This is a genomic window from Alloiococcus sp. CFN-8 (assembly GCF_049943125.1).
Taxonomy (GTDB): Bacteria; Bacillota; Clostridia; order Clostridiales; family Clostridiaceae; genus JAEXZL01.
Window position 1 is genome coordinate 245822 of the sequence record NZ_CP188040.1, and the last position, 18039, is coordinate 263860.

Here is an 18039-nt window from a genome sequence, read left to right on the forward strand (position 1 = left end):
GAACTTTGTCTAAAAACAAGAAGGTACCACACTAAACTATCAGTGTAATACCCTCTTAGTATTAGCACAGGAGATTTGCCAACTCCTCTGCAGATATTTTTAACATATAATTTTCTAGAGAAATAGTAACAAGAGCTCTCTTTATAGCCTCCTGATTATGATCCACTCCTACAAGACACTGCTCAACAGCTTGTATATCTTCTTTACCGAAAAAATCACCATAAATCCTTAATTCAGCAATTTTTCCCTTCTTAACAGAAAGGGTAGTTTCTACGGTGCCTCCCTGAAATTTTCCCTCATTAGAATACTCGTATTTAGGAGAGTTACCATAATTCCATTCCCAGGTGCTGTATTTTTCATCTCTCAGCTTTCTGATAACCTCCAGCTCCAGAGAAGAATATCCCTCTATCATCTTTCCCTCTTCCTTCATGAGGTATTTAAAAATATAGGCCTTGAACTCTTCCACAGACATATCCGTGGATAGATGAGAAGAGATATTTGTAACCCTGCTTGCCACGGATTTTACACTCTTATCCGTAAACTTTACAGCTTTCGGCTTTAAAGCTGCTGAAACATCCGCCATATTTGAAGAAAAAAGCAAGGTTCCATGGTGAAGCACTCTATTCTTATATTTGCATTGAGCTGTGCCTGAAAACTTCTTACCCTCAATAAGCAAATCATTTCTCCCTGAAAACTCTGCATCTACTCCAAGACTCTTTAAAACTTCTATAATAGGCTTTCCAAAACCCTTAAAATCACTAAAGCTTTTGTCATCATTTACTATAAAGGTATAATTAATATTACCTAGATCATGAAAAACAGCACCACCACCAGTTAACCTTCTCACTACCTTGATATTCTTATCCTTAACATGATCCACATTGATTTCTGAGAGGGTATTTTGATTTTTCCCTACAATGATAGCAGAATCATTTCTCCAGAGGGAAAATATCTCCTCCTTCGTATGCTTCAAAAGATATTCCTCAGCAGCAAGATTAAAATATGGATCTGTTATATTATTATCTATATATCTCATATATTCACCAACATAAGCGTTAAGCTTACATATCCTTTCCTTTGTTTTACACCTTTATAAATGAAAGAAATTTAACCTTACATTCTTAATAACCTAAATTTTCACCGATCAAAATTACCTTTATCCTGCCAGCAGGCTTACATAGCCTTGTAATCACCGTTTGAGCGCAAATGCTATCTAACGTAGTACAATGACCACAGCTTCCAGTAACTAAGCAAGGAGTATTTCCTGGGAAACGCTGCCTATTTATAGGAGCAGCTATAGTTTGAGCCCTTACCATAGCAGCTTCTAAATCTCTAACAACCTTATTTATTCCTATGAGAACTATCACATACTTAGGACCAAAAACCAAGGCAGCAAGTCTATTTCCATTACCATCAATGTTAACAAGTTGTCCATCCTCACTGATGGCATTGCTTCCCATGATATAGTAATCACTTAAGAGAGCCTTCCTAGCCACTTCATTCTTATCCTCTGGTGCTGCAGCATCTCTATCTATCAGGTCATAATCACCCTCATGGAGAGCATCTAAAAGTCCTATTTCCTTTGCAGTACTGGTTCCTCCCCAGGAAACCACTGCTTTTTCAGGAATGTAGCTTAAAGCCAGCTTTAAGGCCTCATCCTTAGTATTTACATAAGCCGCATCAAAATGTCTTCCCTGCAAGGCTTTAACCACCTTGCTTCCCAGCTTTTCATTTCTCAATTCAATAGGTGTTTTAATCATAACTCCCCTCCAACATTTAAGATTTATAACCTTAGATTTATCTTATTAAACATTATAAGAATATTATACCTTATAATTACTATAGAATAATCTTGAAATACAGCATTTCTTATAAAAACAGCAGGCTATCGGCCTGCTGTTTTTTTATTTCTAGGAACCAGATGAATGGCTTCATCCTTCAGGCCCATTATAGCTTCATAAAAAGCTTCAGAAAGGGTAGGGTGAGCATGAACCATATGCTTAACAGCATCAACAGTAAGCTCCTCATTGATTATCGGCACCGCTTCATGAATTAAATCAGAGGCATGAGGACCAAGGATATGCACACCAACAATTCTATCACTGCCATCGGCAATTACCTTTATGAGTCCTTCCCCTTCTCCTAGGGTTAATGCTTTTCCATTAGCTCCAAAGAGAAACTTTGACACCTTATACTCTATACCCTTATCTTTAAGCTCCTCTTCCCTAATACCTACAGCTGCAAGCTCTGGAAATATAAATACACATGAGGGAACAGGACCTTCATGAATTTCACTACCTAAGATAATTCTTTCAGCAACAGCCACTCCTTGATGAGAAGCGGCATGAGCCAGCATAAGTCTTCCATTTACATCTCCTATGGCATAAACCCCTTCTAAGGAGGTTTCATAGTCTTTCGAAACCTTGATTCCCTTTCTATCAAATTCAATTCCTGCTTCTTCTAGACCTAAATCCTCACTATTTGCTTTTCTTCCTGTAGCTACGAGGACCATGTCTCCCTCTAATATAAGCTCTCCTTTTTTACCTTCTACTAGCACTTTTATAGTATCAGCTTCCTTACTTATCTCCTTGACCATGGTAGAGGTATAGACCTCTATCCCCTGCTTCTTAATCATAGGATTAAGCCTCTTCAGCATTTCACCATCAAAGGTATTTAAGAGTGAAGGAAGGGCTTCCACAACGGTAACCTTTGAGCCAAAGGAATTAAATATTCCTCCAAACTCCATACCAATAACTCCTCCACCTATAATTACAAGCCTTTTAGGAATAAAAGGAAGGTCTAATAGCTCTTCGCTGGTTATTACCCCTTCTAGTTCCACACCCCTTATAGGAGGGATGAAACTAGAGGATCCTGTAGCTATTATTACGTTATCACAGCTTATAGTTTCTTTTTCTCCACCTTCTAAGGCAACCACTACCTCGTCTTTAGATATAACTCTACCAGAGCCTTTTATGACCTTGATTCCGTTTCCCTTCATTAGCTGGTTAAGACCACCAGTCATTTGAGAAACTATAGCATCCTTTCTTTCTCTTACCTTATCAGGAGAAAGACTAAATTCACCTACTTCTATACCAAATTCAGAAGAACGCTTTATATTGTTTAAAACCTCAGCGCTTCTGTATAAAGCCTTTGTAGGAATACACCCTCTGTTAAGGCAGGTTCCTCCCAATTTATCCTTTTCTATAATTGTAACATCAGCCCCCAGCTGAGCAGCTCTTATGGCTGCTCCATAACCTCCGGGACCCCCTCCTATAACAACAATCTTCTTATTCATCTTTTCACCTATTTAGTCCATTTTAAAACTGGATTTCTTGCTGCTCTTACCTCATCAATCCTTCTTACAGGAGAATTATGAGGGGCTGTCTTAAAGATTTCAGGATTTTCCTTAGCTTCCTTAGCAATAGCTTCCATAGCCTCTATAAAGGCATCCATTGTCTCCTTACTTTCTGTTTCTGTAGGCTCCATCATCAAAGCACTGTCTACGATTAGAGGGAAGTAAACTGTAGGTGGATGGAAGCCATAGTCTATAAGCCTCTTAGCCACCTCTAAAGTGGATACCCCTGTAGATTTATCCTTAAGCCCAGCAAATACTACCTCATGCTTGCAGGGTGTATCTATCGGAAGCTTATAGCTATCCTTAAGCCTTTCCTTTAGATAATTGGCATTAAGCACAGCACTTTCTGAAGCCTCCTTAAGACCATTCCCTCCCATGGAAAGAATATAGGTATAGGCCCTCACCAGTACACCAAAGTTTCCATAGAAATTCTTAATCTTACCAATAGAATCTGGATAGTTATAATCTAGATAGAACTTTTCCTTCTTCCCAATCATAGGTACTGGCAAAAATGGTATAAGCTCCTTCTTAACTCCTACTGGGCCAGCTCCTGGTCCTCCACCTCCATGAGGGGTAGAAAAGGTCTTGTGAAGATTTAAATGACAGACATCAAAGCCCATATCTCCTGGTCTGGTTATGCCCATAATAGCATTTAAATTTGCTCCATCATAATAGAGCAATCCACCTGCTTCATGTACAAGCTCTGCAATTTCCTTTATATTTCTTTCGAAGATTCCTAAGGTACTAGGATTTGTTAGCATAAGCCCTGCAATTTCATCATTTAGGACTTCCTTTAAGGATTCAACATCCACGGAGCCATCCTTTAGAGACTTAACCTCAACTACCTGGAAGCCCGCAACAGCAGCACTGGCAGGATTTGTACCATGAGCAGAGTCAGGAACAATTATCTTCTTTCTTTTAAGGTCACCACGTTTTTCATGGTAAGCCTTTATGAGCATAAGTCCTGCCAGCTCACCATGAGCTCCTGCAGCTGGCTGAAGGGTCACCTCATCCATTCCAGTGATCTCACAAAGGGACTTAGAAAGATTATACATAAGCTCTAAGGCTCCCTGAACTGTCTCCTCAGGCTGATAAGGATGTATCTTTGAAAAACCAGGGTTTGAGGCCATATCCTCATTTATCTTAGGATTATACTTCATAGTACAAGAACCTAATGGATAGAACCCAGAATCTATACTATAATTCTTTTTTGATAATAAGGTATAATGTCTCACAAGCTCTAGCTCGCTTACCTCAGGCAGCTCAGGAGCCTCTTCTCTCAAATATTCAGAGGGTAATAACTCTTCTATATTCTTTTCTGGAACATCAAGAGCTGGAAGAGAATACGCCTTTCTTCCTTCTCTAGACAATTCAAATATCAATTTTTCGTAGGACATTATAACACCTCCATGAGCTCTGCAAAGCTATCGATTTCTTCCTTGCTCCTCTGCTCTGTTACAGCTATAAGCACTGCATTCTCGTAAGGATAATCAGCCTTACTTATATCAAAGCCACCTAGATAGCCTTTTTCCAAAAGCTTTTTATTTAATTCCTCCACAGGAGATTCACTTACTAATACAAATTCCTTAAAGAAAGGCTTTCCTTCAAAAAGCGGCTTAAACTTACCAGTGGCTACAAGTCTGTCATGAGCATAATGAGCCTTTTGAAGACACTGCAGACCAAGCTCCTTTATTCCCTGCTTCCCTAAGGACGCCATATAAATAGCTGCTCCTATGGAATTCAAGGTCTGGTCAGAGCAGATATTTGAGGTAGCTTTTTCTCTTCTTATATGCTGTTCTCTAGCCTGAAGAGTTAGTACAAAGGCTCTCTTTCCATCAACATCAACTGTTTCTCCTACAATTCTACCAGGCATCTTTCTCATGAGCTTTTCTGTAACATTCATAAAACCAAGAACAGGTCCACCAAATCCCATATTTCCACCTAAGGCCTGACCCTCACCCACTACTATATCAGCCTTAAGTTCACCAGGACTCTTCAGCACTCCTAAAGAAATAGGATCAACGGACATGATCAAGGATGCCTTTTTATTTTTATGGGTTAGCTCCTCAATTTTCTTGATATCTTCTACTATTCCAAAGAAGTTTGGATACTGCACTATAACCCCTGCTGTTTCTTCATCAATTAAGCCTTCCAAGGCTTCTAGGTTCGTTACCCCGTTTTTTTCTTCTACTTCAATGAGCTTTATATCTCTAAAGCCAAGATAAGTCTTCAATACCTTCCTAGTTTCAGGGTTAACAGTCTTTGATACCAGTATATTATTTTTTCTTGAAGCTACCGTTGCTAGTATAGCTCCTTCTGCAGCAGCGGTAGGCCCATCATACATAGAAACATTAGAAACCTCCATACCTGTTAAAGCACAGATCATGCTTTGAAATTCAAAAACTCCCTGAAGGGTTCCCTGACTTATCTCTGGCTGATAAGGTGTATAAGCTGTGTAGAACTCAGACCTTCCCACAAGATGCTTTAATACCGAGGGAATATAATGATCATAGGAACCAGCACCTAAGAAAGAGGTGATTTCCTCTAAGTTTTTATTTGAAGAAGCTAAATTCCCCATAACCTTTCTAACTTCTATCTCTGAAAGGCTGTCAGGCAAATTTAGTCCTCCTTTAAGTCTTACTTCCTGAGGTATGTCCTTGAGAAGCTCTTCCACAGAAGCAGCTCCTATAGCTTCAAGGATTTCCTTCTTATCCTTTTCTGTATTAGGTATATAAGGGTGCATTAATTAATCCTCCTTATTGCAGAAATCTTCGTATGCGTCAGCGCTCATAAGTCCTTCTAGTTCTTCCTCATTGTCAAGCTCTACAGCAATTAGCCAGTTATCATAAGGAGCATTGTTTAAAAGGCTAGGATCATCCACAACCTCTTCGTTTGCCTCCACAACTGTTCCTCCTACTGGTATATAAATATCAGAAGCAGCCTTAACGGATTCAACAACACCAAAAACCTCTCCTTTTGCAAACTCCTCATCAACTTCAGGAACCTCTACATAAACAATAGATCCAAGGGCATGCTGTGCATAATCAGTAATACCTATATAAGCTTTATTTCCCTCAACCTTTAACCATTCATGCTCCTCTGTATAATATAAGCCTTTAACTATTTTCATCAATAATCTCTCCTTCTTAATAAGAATAATTTATTTTGTAAATATTTGGAATATTTTATTTGCTTCTTGAATAGAATTTTCTGCTTATAATCTTAGCCTCTGCTTTTTTGTTCCTTATCTGTATTTCAATTATCCCTTCCATTTCAGCATACTCAGTCCTTATAAGGGCAAGTCCAATATTCTTTCCTAAGGTTGGAGATAAATACCCTGTGGTTACAAATCCAATCTCCTCTTCACCTTTAAAAACCTTGTAGCCATGCCTTGCTATACCTTTTCCCACCATCTCAAAGGCTACTATCTTCCTTTTTAGCCCCTCTGCCTTTTGCTTCTCTAAAGCATTTTTTCCAATAAACTCCTCTTTATTAAGCTTCACAAAGAAGCCAAAGCCTGCTTCTAAGGGTGTTATCTCCTGTGATAGTTCATTCCCATAGAGAGGAAGATTAGCTTCAAATCTTAAGGTATCTCTTGCACCTAACCCTATAGGCTGAACACCTTCTTCTTTTCCAGTAGTGAGTATAGCATCCCAAAGATATACCAAATCCTCATTCCTGCAGTAGATTTCAAAGCCATCCTCTCCAGTATAGCCAGTTCTGGACACTAAAGTTTCCTTTCCAGCTATGGTAACCTTGTCTTTAAAATAGAAGAACCCGATTTCACTTAAAGTAGTATCCGTGAGCTTTTGAAGTGCTTTTTCAGCCTTGGGTCCCTGAAGAGCTAACTGTGAAACCTCCGATGATATATTATCAACAGAAACATCAAAGCTTCCTATTTGGGAAAGAATCCATTGGTAATCCTTTTCAATATTAGATGCATTGACTACAAGTAAATAGGAATCCTCAGAATATCTATAAACCAATAAATCATCTACCACTCCACCATTCTCATAACACATCATAGTATATAACACTTGATTATCTACAAGCTTAGTAGCATCATTTGTTATAAGTACATTAATAAACTTTAGAGCATCCCTACCTTTTATAGTTATCTCACCCATATGGGACACATCAAAAAGGCCTGCAGCCTCTCTCACAGCCTTATGTTCTTCCATAATTCCAGCAAATTGTACCGGTAATGCCCAGCCAGCGAAGTCAATTATCTTCCCGCCATAGCTCTCATAATGTCCAAAAAGCGAAGTTTTCTTTAAATTATCCACCATAATCCTCCTATAAATTATTAATTTATACTGCTAGCTATTAAAAAAAGGATATAAGAGCACATTAAAAAACATGCCTTATACCCCTGTAATAAACCTGAGAGATTCTACAATTAAGTATTGCTCCTACGGCGACCTAAGTCAATTCTTAGGTACTTTCCAGAAGAACCATCCTTCAGCGCTCCATTTGCCTGAGAGTTTCTATAAAGGTATAGGCTTTCCCTTATATTTCTCCTTCGGCTACCCCTTTGGTATCTCCCGCTGAAATCACTTGGTAATGTATTCATTTCTACTTATATTATATTAATGTAAAAGCCCTATTGCAATAGTTTTACGCCCCTAAACATAATTAAGTTATTAACAATCTATAACGAAATTATTACTTCATGAGCCTTTGAAGATTTCTTTTAAAGCCCTCCATGTCACCATTAAAAATTATAATATGTATACCCATTTCCTCTGCCCTTAGTACCGTAGTATTTTTATTTGGAAGACTGGTAGCCACTAAAATCTTAAGAGCCTCCTCCCCTCCAATCTTGTTAGAATAAACCTCCAGCTCGTTAAGGTCACCTTCATCATAGTTGGCTGTATCCTTACAGGATATATATATGAGTCTGGATCCAGCAGAAGCAAGGACATCCACTTCATTTTTTATCCTGTCTTTATCTATGTCCCAAAGAAAAACAACCCCTGCTTTTACCTCATCAATCTCTTTGAGCCTCTTAACCATAGAATAGGTTAATATCTCCAGCCAGGTACCTACCTTAAATATAAAAGATTTATAACCCATATTGATAAAATCTATGCTGAGCCTTTCACCATGATCCTTATAATAAAATATTCCCAAAGCTTCTCCTAAGGTAAAAAAATCTCTATAAGCCTCAAAGTAGTTTAATCCTTGCTTTTTTATATTGACCCTTAAAGGGCGAAAATCATTATATTCAATATGCTCTCTGCTTCTAAATATCTGCTTAAGTCCCTTCCACTTAGTATAATTTGTGGTAATGTAGTCCATCATGCCTTCAATCTTTTTATCCTCATAAAACCTACTACTGTCCTCCAAGCTCTTTCCACCAGCGCTGGCAATGATATCTTTTATTTTAAGCTCCTCCTCTGCTCTATTAAACACTGCAGGTCCCCGGTCGGTTAAAATAAATAACCCTTCTCTTTCCACATCCCCATATACTGCTTTATAACCATAATCCAAAGATAGCTTATAGGCCATGAGAGCTACGAGCCTGCTTCCAGAGGATAGGCTAATCACTGTATCCTTCGGTGAAAACTCCTTAAAAACACCTTCCAGCTTCTGATAAATCGGCTCCGTAAGCATGATAGAATCTATAGCAACCTCCGGTATCCTCTTAGTTAAATATCCCCTCACATTATCATAATCCTCATGAAAAGCTTTATCTCTCTCTATGATGAAAATAACCTTGCGGGGTTTAATGTTCAATATTGTATAAATACTTCCTGAATTAAATTCATGGAAAAAGCATAATAAATTTTCAACCTTACCCAGTTCCATAACTAACCTCCAAAGCAATCATATACATTCCATTATAATTAGATGCTAATATTATTCCCTATTAAAGTAAAATAAAGGCTGTAAATTAAAACCATCAATAAAAAAGGTATTCTATAAAAAAATTATACCATAAGAAAATAATAATAATTTTTGAAATTCTGCTAAAAATACTATAGAAATCATAGGAGGTGTTAATTTTGGAAAACAAAAAAAAGCTTAATATGACAGCAGCAGATTACAAAGAATATGCTAAAGCCAGGGAGATAAAAAGACCTGTATTAAAAAATTGTATAAGAGCATTTTTTATTGGTGGCTTAATATGTCTCTTGGGACAGTGTCTACAATGGGTATTTATAAAATACTTTGACTTCACAGAACAAACGGCGGGAAATCCTGCAGGGGCTATGCTCATTATATTATCAGTACTTTTAACTGGCTTTGGTGTATTTGATCATATAGCTCAGTGGGCTGGGGCTGGGACCTCTGTCCCAATAACAGGCTTCGCTAACAGCATAGCTTCAGCAGCTATTGAGCATCGTACAGAAGGCTATGTATTAGGTGTGGGAGGGAATATGTTTAAGCTTGCTGGCTCAGTAATAGTCTTCGGTGTATCCTCTGCCTTTATAGTCGCCTTAATAAAAATATTATTCATGAAATTAGGAGGTGCTTAAATGCTGCAGGGAAAACAAAGCTGGATATTCCAAAACAGTCCTAAAATCATATCCACAGGGGTTGTTGGTGGTCCCTTTGAAGCCAAAGGCCCCTTAGCCTCTGATTTTGATAAGCTTTATGATGACATCTGGATTGGAGAAAAAACCTATGAAAAAGCAGAAAAAAAGCTATTGGAGGATGCATGTGAAATTGCATTAGAAAAAGGAAAATTTAAAAAAGAAGATATTACATTTTTATTAACTGGTGACTTAATGAATCAAATAATATCCAGTTCTTTTTGTGCTAGAACTCTTGGCATTCCTCACCTAGGTCTCTTTGGTGCCTGCTCTAGTTCAATGGAAAGCTTGTCCTTAGCTGCTCAGCTCATAGATAGTGGCGCAGCTAAATATGCTTTAGCTGGAGCAACAAGCCATAATGTTTCCGTAGAAAAACAATTTAGATACCCAACAGAATACGGAAGCCAAAAGCCTCCTACTTCTCAGTGGACGGTTACCGGTTCAGGAGCTTCAATAATTAGCTTGGAAGGGAATGGCCCAAGGGTAACCAGCGCGACCATTGGTAGAGTAGTAGATATGGGAATCACAGATCCCTTCAACATGGGGGCAGCTATGGCTCCGGCTGCTGCTGATACAATAATAGCCCATTTTAATGATTTAGATAGAACACCTGATTACTACGACATAATAGCTACGGGAGACCTAGGAATCATAGGACACAGAATAGCCTCAGACCTATTGAAGGATAGCAACCTACAGATACCCCCTTCCATATTTACTGACTGCGGACTATTAATTTATAACGAGGATCAACCAGTTCAGGCAGGAGCTAGTGGTTGTGGCTGCTCTGCTATCGTTACCTATGGGCATTTTATCAACAGGATGAAAAAGGGAGAACTAAGAAAAATATTGATAGTTGCAACAGGAGCACTTTTATCACAGCTTTCCTTTCAGCAAAAGGAAAGTATCCCCTGCATAGCTCATGCTGTTTCTATAGAAATATAAGGAGGAAGCGATTATGGAAAAATTTATATTAGCCTTTGTTATAGGTGGAGCCATATGCGTCATTGGACAGCTCCTCATGGATGTATTCAAGCTAACTCCTGCTCATACCATGAGTACTCTGGTAGTTTCCGGTGCTATATTAGGAGGACTTGGACTTTATGACCCTCTTATAAAGCTTGCTGGTGCTGGTGCCTCAGTACCTATAAGCAGCTTTGGGAATTCCTTATTTAAAGGTGCCATGATGGAATATGAAATTTATGGACTCATAGGAGTCCTTACAGGAATTTTTGATATCACCAGCGCCGGTATATCCGCAGCTATTATTTTTGGTTTTATAGCATCATTAATCTTTAAATCTAAAGGCTAACAAATAATTATTATTATTTAAAATAAACTATTGACTAATTATTAGTAGCAATATATAATAAATTCATACAATCCCATTTTAATTTAGAGAAGCAGTTAATTTATTATCTGTTACTCAAACATTGTACCCCTAGAATCAAAGATTCTTCATACTTAAGTATTTAAGTATGATAGTTTAATCCCTCGAAATACTCCCAAAGTATTATAACCTTTAAAGACCCCGGCTTACGCCGAGGTCTTTTTAGCTTATGTTTTTCAGGAGTTAGTATAACTAGAAGCTACCGCTGAGAAACCATTTTCTCTCAAAGTACTTTCAATAATATTTCTTATCTCATTGCTAGGTACTGATTCACTAAAGCTTTCACGGATACTATGGTCTATTAAGTCACCTAAGTTCTTCAAGTCCCCCTCAGTTAAGGGCTTATTGATATCATCGGAGGCATTACAAATTGTTCTTTTGATTTTGGATATATCATAATCCTCAAATCTTCCATCACGTTTTATTACCTTCATAGCCTCATCTCCTTAAATATAACTATATATATTATACCACTTTTTAACAATTCCACAATTTTTATAGACTAGGCTTTTTAGGTAATAAGCTACCACTTTCATAAGCAGCTGCGAGATCAGTAAAACCTCCACTCTTTAACTCTTCTATAATAATTCCTCTTACCTCTGAAGACTTTATTTCTCCAGAATAATAATTAAAGATTCGAGATATTATAACGTTTACTATAGAATTAGCTTCACTCTGCTGAAGAGGAGTATTGTTATTATTAGCTGTATTATTAATGGAATCCTTAATCTTTGATGAATCAAAGTTATGCTTACTTCCGTCCCTTTTTATCACTATCATCTCATTCCCTCCTTATAATACCTTGATTATATAAGGAAAATGTAGATAAGATTTATATAGTCTTTTAAGCTTTTATTAATTTAATAGAAAATTAAAAAGCAGAGAATTAACTCTGCTTTTTAGAAACCCAATTTCATATTAAAAACCCGTGCAATAATAAGCACCTTTAGGTGCTATAACTTCTATGGTTACAATATTATTATATACCTAACTGTAACGATTGTAAAACATATTTTTATAAACTTTTTAATATTTTTACTCCCACAGCAGAAAACAGCTCCAAAGCCAGGTAAGCCTTTGCATCCATTTTAACACCTTCCTCTAGAAGTCTAGAAGCCTCCTCCTGAGTAACCATCACAACCTCCAAATCTTCGTCCTCCTCCAAAAATTCATTGGTAGCCATTCCAGAGCAGCTACAGAATACAATAGCCAGGGATTCATCAGTCATTCCACCAGAGGCATAAACTGGAGTTATTCTTCTGCTGCTATCAATTTTTCCTAAAGTAAGACCTGTTTCCTCCTTTAGTTCTCTTTTTAAGGCTGAATATAAATCTTCTCCTTCATCTATAAGACCTGCTGGAAGCTCATACATATAATCATTAACCGGAACTCTGAATTGCTTTATCAAAACTAGCTTTTGTTCTTCTTCATGAACAGCACAAATTACTACAGCATCTAAGCCTTCATCCTTCCCATTAAAATGCTGCTCCTTAAGCTTTGATAAGTTTTTTCTTGAGGCCATAGTCCAGCTTTTTAATTTTCCAACCTTATTAATATAACTCATATCATATAAGCTTAAAAACTTTGTGGCAGCAAGCTCTTTTATATCCTTCAACCTATTTCTGCTATCCATGGTAACACTCCTTGCATTATTATCTAATTATCTTTTGAATATCCTGGTTATATTATATCACAAAAAAAATCATCATAAGCCAGTCCTATTGTATAATCCTTACCATTATAAAGCTAGTATATTTATCTTTCATCCAGAAATACTAAGAATGTGACTATAGCTAGCTGATAAAGGAGAATGTACTATGAAGGGAATGATATTATTGATGAACTATTTTTATAGAATCAACGAGAGAAGAAAAGTTACAAATGCCATGATTATTGGAGCTCTTGTCGGTTCTGCTGCTACTCTAGCAATAATTAGTCTATTAAACAGAAGCAGCTTTTATTATGACAATAATGAGAGCTATATGAATGATGAAGGAGAAGTAGATATCACCGTAGAGACCTTCCCTGAAAATTTAGCATCTACAAAAGCTGAAGCAAGTCAAGATAGCTACATCACTCTAAACACACAAGATACTACAGTATAACAATTATTTAAGTGACCTTAATTAGGTCACTTTTATTAAAAAACACAAAAAACAAACGATTCATGAACAAGTAGCCAAAGACTTTAACAGGCTGTAAATCTATTATTAAATATAGGGATAACTCATTGTATATTCATTTCTCCCTACCTATAATTAACACAAGAAGGAAATTAAATACAAATTTTGTTAGGAGGAGTATTATGATATATAACGATTTATTAGACAAAGTAAAAAAAGAAAAAAGACGTATGGAGAGAAAAAAAGGAATCAAAAAGTTAGCTTTAGTTGGCTTAGGAGCAGCTATTGGTTCTGCTGCAGTAGCATTAACTACTCCTAAAAAGGGTGAGGATCTTAGAAAGGATTTAAAGAAGGGCTATGATGACACCCTGTACAATCTGAAATACAAAGCAGAAGAAATAAAAGAGCAGGTAAAAAACACTGTAGAAGAAGGAAAAGAAAAAATCGATACAATGAAAGCACAAGGCCAACAAGTTAAAGAAGAGCTCAGTGAGGTTATTAAAGAAAAGGCTCATGAAGTAAAGTCCGATGCAAAAAGCACAATGTCGGAAGAAGATAATGAAATTGAAGATTACTCCTATAAGGTAAAGAAGGCTGCAGATACCTTAGAATATGATGGTAAAGTAGTTGCTGATGATGTGAAGGAAACTAAAGATGACTTATACAAAACAGTTAAGGACGTAAAATCAGACCTTAAATAGTCTGATTTTACCTTAGGTGAAAATATGGACAACATAACAATCACTTTAACAGATCTTTTGTATATACTTTTGTTCTTCCTTGTTGCAGCATTAATAGTTTATCTAATTATAGCTTTAAAAAACATCTCAGCTACAGTTAAAGGCATAAATAAATTAGTATCGGAAAACTCTGAGGATATAAGTAAAGTCATTTCAACTCTGCCTAAGATAAGCAAGAATATCGAAGAAACCACGGACAAGGTTCCAGAAATTGTAGAGAATATAAACTCAGTAGTTTCTGAGGTTAAAGGCAGTGTAGATACTGTTACAGATACAGTAGATGTGGTGGGAGCGGCTGTTAGTAAGACAACCTTAGATATCACTGAAAAGGCTGATCTCCTCACAGAATATATCACCTTGGGAGTAGAAGTAGTAAAGAGTATAATTGCAGCTTTAAGAAAATAAAGAAAAAAGGCAGGTTCCCAAACCTGCCCTTTTTATGCCCCTAGGAATTTATATCCTACTTTATGTATCGTAACAATATATTTCGGATTCCTTGAATTTTCCTCAATCTTACTTCTAAGGTTCTTGATATGTGAGTCTATGACCCTGTCATAACCATCATATCCATGCTTCATAACCATCTCCAATATTTCCTCTCTAGAAAATACCTTATTAGGATTAGTTGCCAATAACTTCAGTATTCTATACTCTGTTAAAGTAAGATTAACCTTATTTCCTCTTTTCTTGACCAGCTTTGCATTAAAGTCAATATATAACTCATCACCGTTATAGCTGAGTATTTGCTGTATATCTTGTTTTTTGTCTTCAATATTCTTAACAATCGAGTTTACCTTAGCCACTAAAAGCCTAGGGATAAACGGTTTAATAATAAATCCATCCTTTTCTCCCTCAGCTTCTTCCTGAGAGTCTTCTTCATAGTCACCTTCCTTAAGTGCTATAATAGGCGCTGAAACATCAAACTTATTAATTTCTACTAATTTTTCCTTAAATGATTTTATCAAACATTCTTCCATTATTATGAGGGTTATTTCAAGCATACTGTAAATTCCTGAGGCCTCTTCTGCCGAGTAGGCTTTATATACGGTATATCCTTCTCTCAACAAATGTGTTTCTATTAAATCCACTGTTTTTCTCTCTCTGTCTACCACTAGAAGTCGCTGTGTGGGTACCATAAAATCCTCCTCTTTAGTATGAATTTACACCCTTATACTATCATAATAATATGAATATATTATGCACTTTCATCAAAAAAATATTTAATTATATAAAAATGTTGATCGTTTATTTGTTATAAACGACCAACATTTTTGTTTACATAAACTTAACAATATATTTAAGTTATTTTTAAAAAGATAAATTTATTCATTTATAATCTACACAGCGAGAATTTTGTATATTAATGTAGTACCTTGCCGAGAAAATCTTTTGTACGAGGATTCTTAGGATTAAAAAATATTTCTTCAGGAGTTCCTTCTTCTACTATAACCCCTTCATCCATAAATATCACCCTATCAGCCACTTCTCTAGCAAAACCCATTTCATGAGTTACCACTGCCATAGTCATTCCTTCTGAGGCCAGATCCTTCATAACATTCAAAACCTCACCAACCATCTCAGGGTCTAAAGCTGAGGTAGGCTCATCGAAAAGCATTACCTCTGGCTCCATTGCAAGTGCTCTAGCAATAGCAATTCTCTGTTTCTGCCCCCCTGAGAGCTTGTTAGGATACTCCTTGGCCTTATCCTGTAGTCCAATTTTATTCAAAAGCTTATAAGCTATCTCTTCAGCTTCTTCCCTAGTTTTATTTCTAACCTTCATTGGTGCAAGGGTTATATTTTCCAGAACAGTCATGTGAGGAAATAAATTGAAATGCTGAAAAACCATTCCCATGTTTTCTCTAACCTTATTTACATTAACTCCCTTTTTGGTTATATCTTCACCCTTATATAGTATATTACCATGAGAAGGCGCTTCCAGGAGATTCATGCATCTTAAAAGGGTACTTTTCCCTGAACCACTTGGTCCAATTATCACCAGCACCTCTCCTTTTCTCACTTCCTCATCAATACCCTTAAGGACTTCAAGCTTTCCAAAGGCTTTATGCAAATTACTGATTTTTATCACTTACCTTCAGCCTCCTTTCAAAGATACCCAAAACCTTAGATAAGGTAAAGGTGATAACAAAATATATTACAGCAGCAACTATAAGCGGTTCATAAGGCTTAAAAGTATTTCCTCTTACAGTGTTTGCATTGTACATGAGCTCATGGATACCTATTACCGAAACGATAGAGGATTCCTTTATTATAGTTATAAATTCATTCCCTAAGGCTGGCAGTATATTTTTAAAGGCTTGAGGTATCACGATATACCTCATGGTTTCAGCACCTGTTAATCCAAGGCTTCTTCCTGCTTCTGTCTGTCCACTATCAACAGCACTAATACCTGCTCTAATAATTTCAGCAACATAAGCAGCACTATTTATTGATAGTGTTATTATTCCAGCTACATTGTCAGGAAGATTTAATCCAATGGCATAAAGACCATAGTATATAATGTACAGCTGCACTAGGATTGGAGTTCCCCTAAAAAATTCTATATAGGCTGAGGCTATAAAATTTAATGCTTTTATTTTTGAAAGCTTTAGTAAAGCTAACACAAGCCCAAGTATCGTACCAAATAACACTGAGAAAAACGCAAGATAGAGGGTCAGCTTGGCACCGCTTATATAAAACCCCTGGTATCTAGATAGAAAACTGAAATCCATAATATCTCCTATTCCTTTAAACATTTTTGCATGTTAACATTTTTATTTTTTATTCTTCAACTTCAACCATTTCATTGGCTTCTACAACGAACTGATCGATCTTACCTTCTTTAATAAGCTTTGCCAGTATTTCATTAAGCTTTTCTATAAGCTCATCGGAGCCCTCTTTAACAGCTATAGCTGCTCCTTTTTCCTCTTCTGCAACCTCGAACTGGAAGGAACCAACGACTAAATCACTATTAGCCTTAGCGTAGGATTCTGCAACAGCACTCTCTACAGCTATAGCCTCTACCTTACCGCTCTTTAATTGAAGAACTAAATCAGGAATCTTTGCTAAAGCTACCACTTCTGCACCGTCAATCTGTTCTGTAACCAAGCTCTCCTGTATAGTTCCTTTTTGAGCAGCTACCTTTAATCCAGCAAGGGAATCAACACTTGTATATTTATCTGCATCTTCAGCTCTTACTAAAACTGTTTGCTCAGCATAATAATAAATATCTGTAAAATCAACACTTTCTTCTCTCTCTGGAGTTGGATTCATCCCTGCCATTACCACATCAATAGTTCCAGCAGAAAGGGCTGCTAATAAGCCGTCAAAATCCATATCCTTTATTTCCACATCTACTCCCAGCTCCTCTGCTATCGCCTGTCCAATAGCTATATCAAAGCCTACTATTGTATCTTTTCCATTAATTTCTTTGTGAAACTCATAAGGTGGAAAATCAGCGCTTGTACCTATTACAAGCTTCTTAGCACTGGTTATATCTTCTACTGTAGTTCCACCTTTAGAACATGCAGTAAGGGAAACAGTAAGTATTCCAACGGTTAAAATTGCTATAGATTTTTTTAATAATCCCTTAATCATAATTATCTCTCCTCAATTTACATATATAATTTATTTATGTATAATTATACATCTTGTATACATTTTTATGCAAGTATTTTCGAAATATTTATTAATTTTTCTCAAGTAAACCTTTACTATGATAACTATTTAGAAAGAACTCCTCTTTTATCTCTAATTTGTTAAATGTATAATTTTACATAATAAAAGTTATTCAACATATATTAATCCATATGAAAAACAGCCCTACCTTTGCTTTCTGCAGAGCTGTTTCTATGATAGCTATTTTTGTCTCTCTCTACCCTTCCAAATATATAAT

21 protein-coding genes and 2 riboswitches are annotated in these 18039 nt (G+C 36.6%); of the genes, 6 read left to right on the forward strand and 15 right to left on the reverse strand.

Going from position 1 to position 18039, the window contains the following annotated elements:
* Positions 1-61 precede the first annotated feature (61 nt).
* The 8 genes from ACPWSR_RS01210 to ACPWSR_RS01245 form a co-directional block, all read right to left on the reverse strand.
* Entirely contained in the window at positions 62-1036 is a 975-nt protein-coding gene (locus ACPWSR_RS01210) for a lipoate--protein ligase (RefSeq protein ID WP_426349871.1), read from the reverse strand.
* Between the two features lie 85 nt (positions 1037-1121).
* Positions 1122-1760 (reverse strand): lactate utilization protein, encoded by a 639-nt coding sequence (locus ACPWSR_RS01215; RefSeq protein WP_426349872.1) that lies wholly within the window; start codon positions 1758-1760, stop codon positions 1122-1124.
* 125 nt (positions 1761-1885) lie between these two features.
* On the reverse strand, positions 1886-3295 hold the full coding sequence (lpdA, locus tag ACPWSR_RS01220) for a dihydrolipoyl dehydrogenase (RefSeq protein WP_426349873.1): 1410 nt from the start codon (positions 3293-3295) through the stop codon (positions 1886-1888).
* A gap of 8 nt (positions 3296-3303) precedes the next feature.
* Positions 3304-4752 carry an aminomethyl-transferring glycine dehydrogenase subunit GcvPB gene (gene gcvPB / locus ACPWSR_RS01225; protein ID WP_426349874.1) on the reverse strand — a complete coding sequence of 483 codons (1449 nt, stop codon included), beginning with the start codon at positions 4750-4752 and terminating at the stop codon, positions 3304-3306.
* Positions 4752-6098, reverse strand: coding sequence for an aminomethyl-transferring glycine dehydrogenase subunit GcvPA (gene gcvPA / locus ACPWSR_RS01230; RefSeq protein ID WP_426349875.1), 1347 nt, complete (start codon positions 6096-6098; stop codon positions 4752-4754). The genes gcvPB and gcvPA overlap by 1 nt, the downstream gene beginning before the upstream one ends.
* A gap of 3 nt (positions 6099-6101) precedes the next feature.
* The gene (gene gcvH / locus ACPWSR_RS01235) at positions 6102-6485 is read right to left on the reverse strand and encodes a glycine cleavage system protein GcvH (RefSeq protein ID WP_426349876.1); all 384 of its coding nucleotides are present in this window, start codon (positions 6483-6485) and stop codon (positions 6102-6104) included.
* Positions 6486-6540: 55 nt separating this feature from the next.
* Positions 6541-7644 (reverse strand): glycine cleavage system aminomethyltransferase GcvT, encoded by a 1104-nt coding sequence (gene gcvT / locus ACPWSR_RS01240; RefSeq protein WP_426349877.1) that lies wholly within the window; start codon positions 7642-7644, stop codon positions 6541-6543.
* A gap of 73 nt (positions 7645-7717) precedes the next feature.
* Positions 7718-7810, reverse strand: a riboswitch (glycine riboswitch).
* Positions 7811-7912: riboswitch (glycine riboswitch) on the reverse strand.
* A gap of 108 nt (positions 7913-8020) precedes the next feature.
* Positions 8021-9166: a Card1-like endonuclease domain-containing protein gene (locus tag ACPWSR_RS01245; protein WP_426349878.1), complete on the reverse strand. Its 1146-nt coding sequence runs from the start codon at positions 9164-9166 to the stop codon at positions 8021-8023.
* Positions 9167-9363: 197 nt separating this feature from the next.
* On the opposite strand from ACPWSR_RS01245, the gene spoVAC reads away from it, so the two are divergent.
* The 3 genes from spoVAC to spoVAE are packed head-to-tail and all read left to right on the forward strand — an operon-like array spanning position 9364 to position 11206.
* Positions 9364-9837 (forward strand): stage V sporulation protein AC, encoded by a 474-nt coding sequence (spoVAC, locus tag ACPWSR_RS01250; protein WP_426349879.1) that lies wholly within the window; start codon positions 9364-9366, stop codon positions 9835-9837.
* Complete coding sequence (gene spoVAD / locus ACPWSR_RS01255; RefSeq protein WP_426349880.1) at positions 9838-10839, forward strand: stage V sporulation protein AD; 1002 nt, start codon at positions 9838-9840, stop codon at positions 10837-10839.
* Positions 10840-10852: 13 nt separating this feature from the next.
* A complete protein-coding gene (gene spoVAE, locus ACPWSR_RS01260) occupies positions 10853-11206 on the forward strand; it encodes a stage V sporulation protein AE (RefSeq protein WP_426349881.1) in 354 nt (117 codons plus the stop codon).
* A 254-nt stretch (positions 11207-11460) separates the two neighbouring features.
* Here spoVAE and ACPWSR_RS01265 read toward each other — a convergent pair whose 3' ends face one another.
* The 3 genes from ACPWSR_RS01265 to ACPWSR_RS01275 form a co-directional block, all read right to left on the reverse strand.
* On the reverse strand, positions 11461-11718 hold the full coding sequence (locus ACPWSR_RS01265; RefSeq protein ID WP_426349882.1) for an ATP cone domain-containing protein: 258 nt from the start codon (positions 11716-11718) through the stop codon (positions 11461-11463).
* A 61-nt stretch (positions 11719-11779) separates the two neighbouring features.
* A complete protein-coding gene (locus ACPWSR_RS01270; RefSeq protein ID WP_426349883.1) occupies positions 11780-12064 on the reverse strand; it encodes an ATP cone domain-containing protein in 285 nt (94 codons plus the stop codon).
* 235 nt (positions 12065-12299) lie between these two features.
* Positions 12300-12917, reverse strand: coding sequence for an NUDIX hydrolase (locus ACPWSR_RS01275; RefSeq protein WP_426349884.1), 618 nt, complete (start codon positions 12915-12917; stop codon positions 12300-12302).
* A gap of 184 nt (positions 12918-13101) precedes the next feature.
* Here ACPWSR_RS01275 and ACPWSR_RS01280 point away from each other — a divergent pair, with 184 nt between their 5' ends.
* The 3 genes from ACPWSR_RS01280 (at position 13102) to ACPWSR_RS01290 (ending at position 14552) form a co-directional block, all read left to right on the forward strand.
* Positions 13102-13389 carry a hypothetical protein gene (locus tag ACPWSR_RS01280; protein ID WP_426349885.1) on the forward strand — a complete coding sequence of 96 codons (288 nt, stop codon included), beginning with the start codon at positions 13102-13104 and terminating at the stop codon, positions 13387-13389.
* Positions 13390-13589: 200 nt separating this feature from the next.
* The gene (locus ACPWSR_RS01285) at positions 13590-14108 is read left to right on the forward strand and encodes a YtxH domain-containing protein (RefSeq protein WP_426349886.1); all 519 of its coding nucleotides are present in this window, start codon (positions 13590-13592) and stop codon (positions 14106-14108) included.
* 24 nt (positions 14109-14132) lie between these two features.
* The gene (locus tag ACPWSR_RS01290; RefSeq protein WP_426349887.1) at positions 14133-14552 is read left to right on the forward strand and encodes a hypothetical protein; all 420 of its coding nucleotides are present in this window, start codon (positions 14133-14135) and stop codon (positions 14550-14552) included.
* Positions 14553-14584: 32 nt separating this feature from the next.
* Here the strand turns inward: ACPWSR_RS01290 and ACPWSR_RS01295 are convergent, their stop codons facing one another.
* From ACPWSR_RS01295 to ACPWSR_RS01310, 4 genes are all read right to left on the reverse strand, one after another.
* Positions 14585-15235 carry a winged helix-turn-helix transcriptional regulator gene (locus ACPWSR_RS01295; RefSeq protein WP_426349888.1) on the reverse strand — a complete coding sequence of 217 codons (651 nt, stop codon included), beginning with the start codon at positions 15233-15235 and terminating at the stop codon, positions 14585-14587.
* Positions 15236-15507: 272 nt separating this feature from the next.
* Positions 15508-16233, reverse strand: a complete 726-nt coding sequence (locus ACPWSR_RS01300) for an amino acid ABC transporter ATP-binding protein (protein ID WP_426349889.1) — start codon at positions 16231-16233, stop codon at positions 15508-15510.
* Positions 16217-16876 (reverse strand): amino acid ABC transporter permease, encoded by a 660-nt coding sequence (locus tag ACPWSR_RS01305; RefSeq protein WP_426349890.1) that lies wholly within the window; start codon positions 16874-16876, stop codon positions 16217-16219. Before ACPWSR_RS01305 ends, ACPWSR_RS01300 begins: the two co-directional genes overlap by 17 nt.
* Positions 16877-16925: 49 nt before the next feature.
* Positions 16926-17741: a transporter substrate-binding domain-containing protein gene (locus ACPWSR_RS01310; protein ID WP_426349891.1), complete on the reverse strand. Its 816-nt coding sequence runs from the start codon at positions 17739-17741 to the stop codon at positions 16926-16928.
* Positions 17742-18039: the final 298 nt, after the last annotated feature.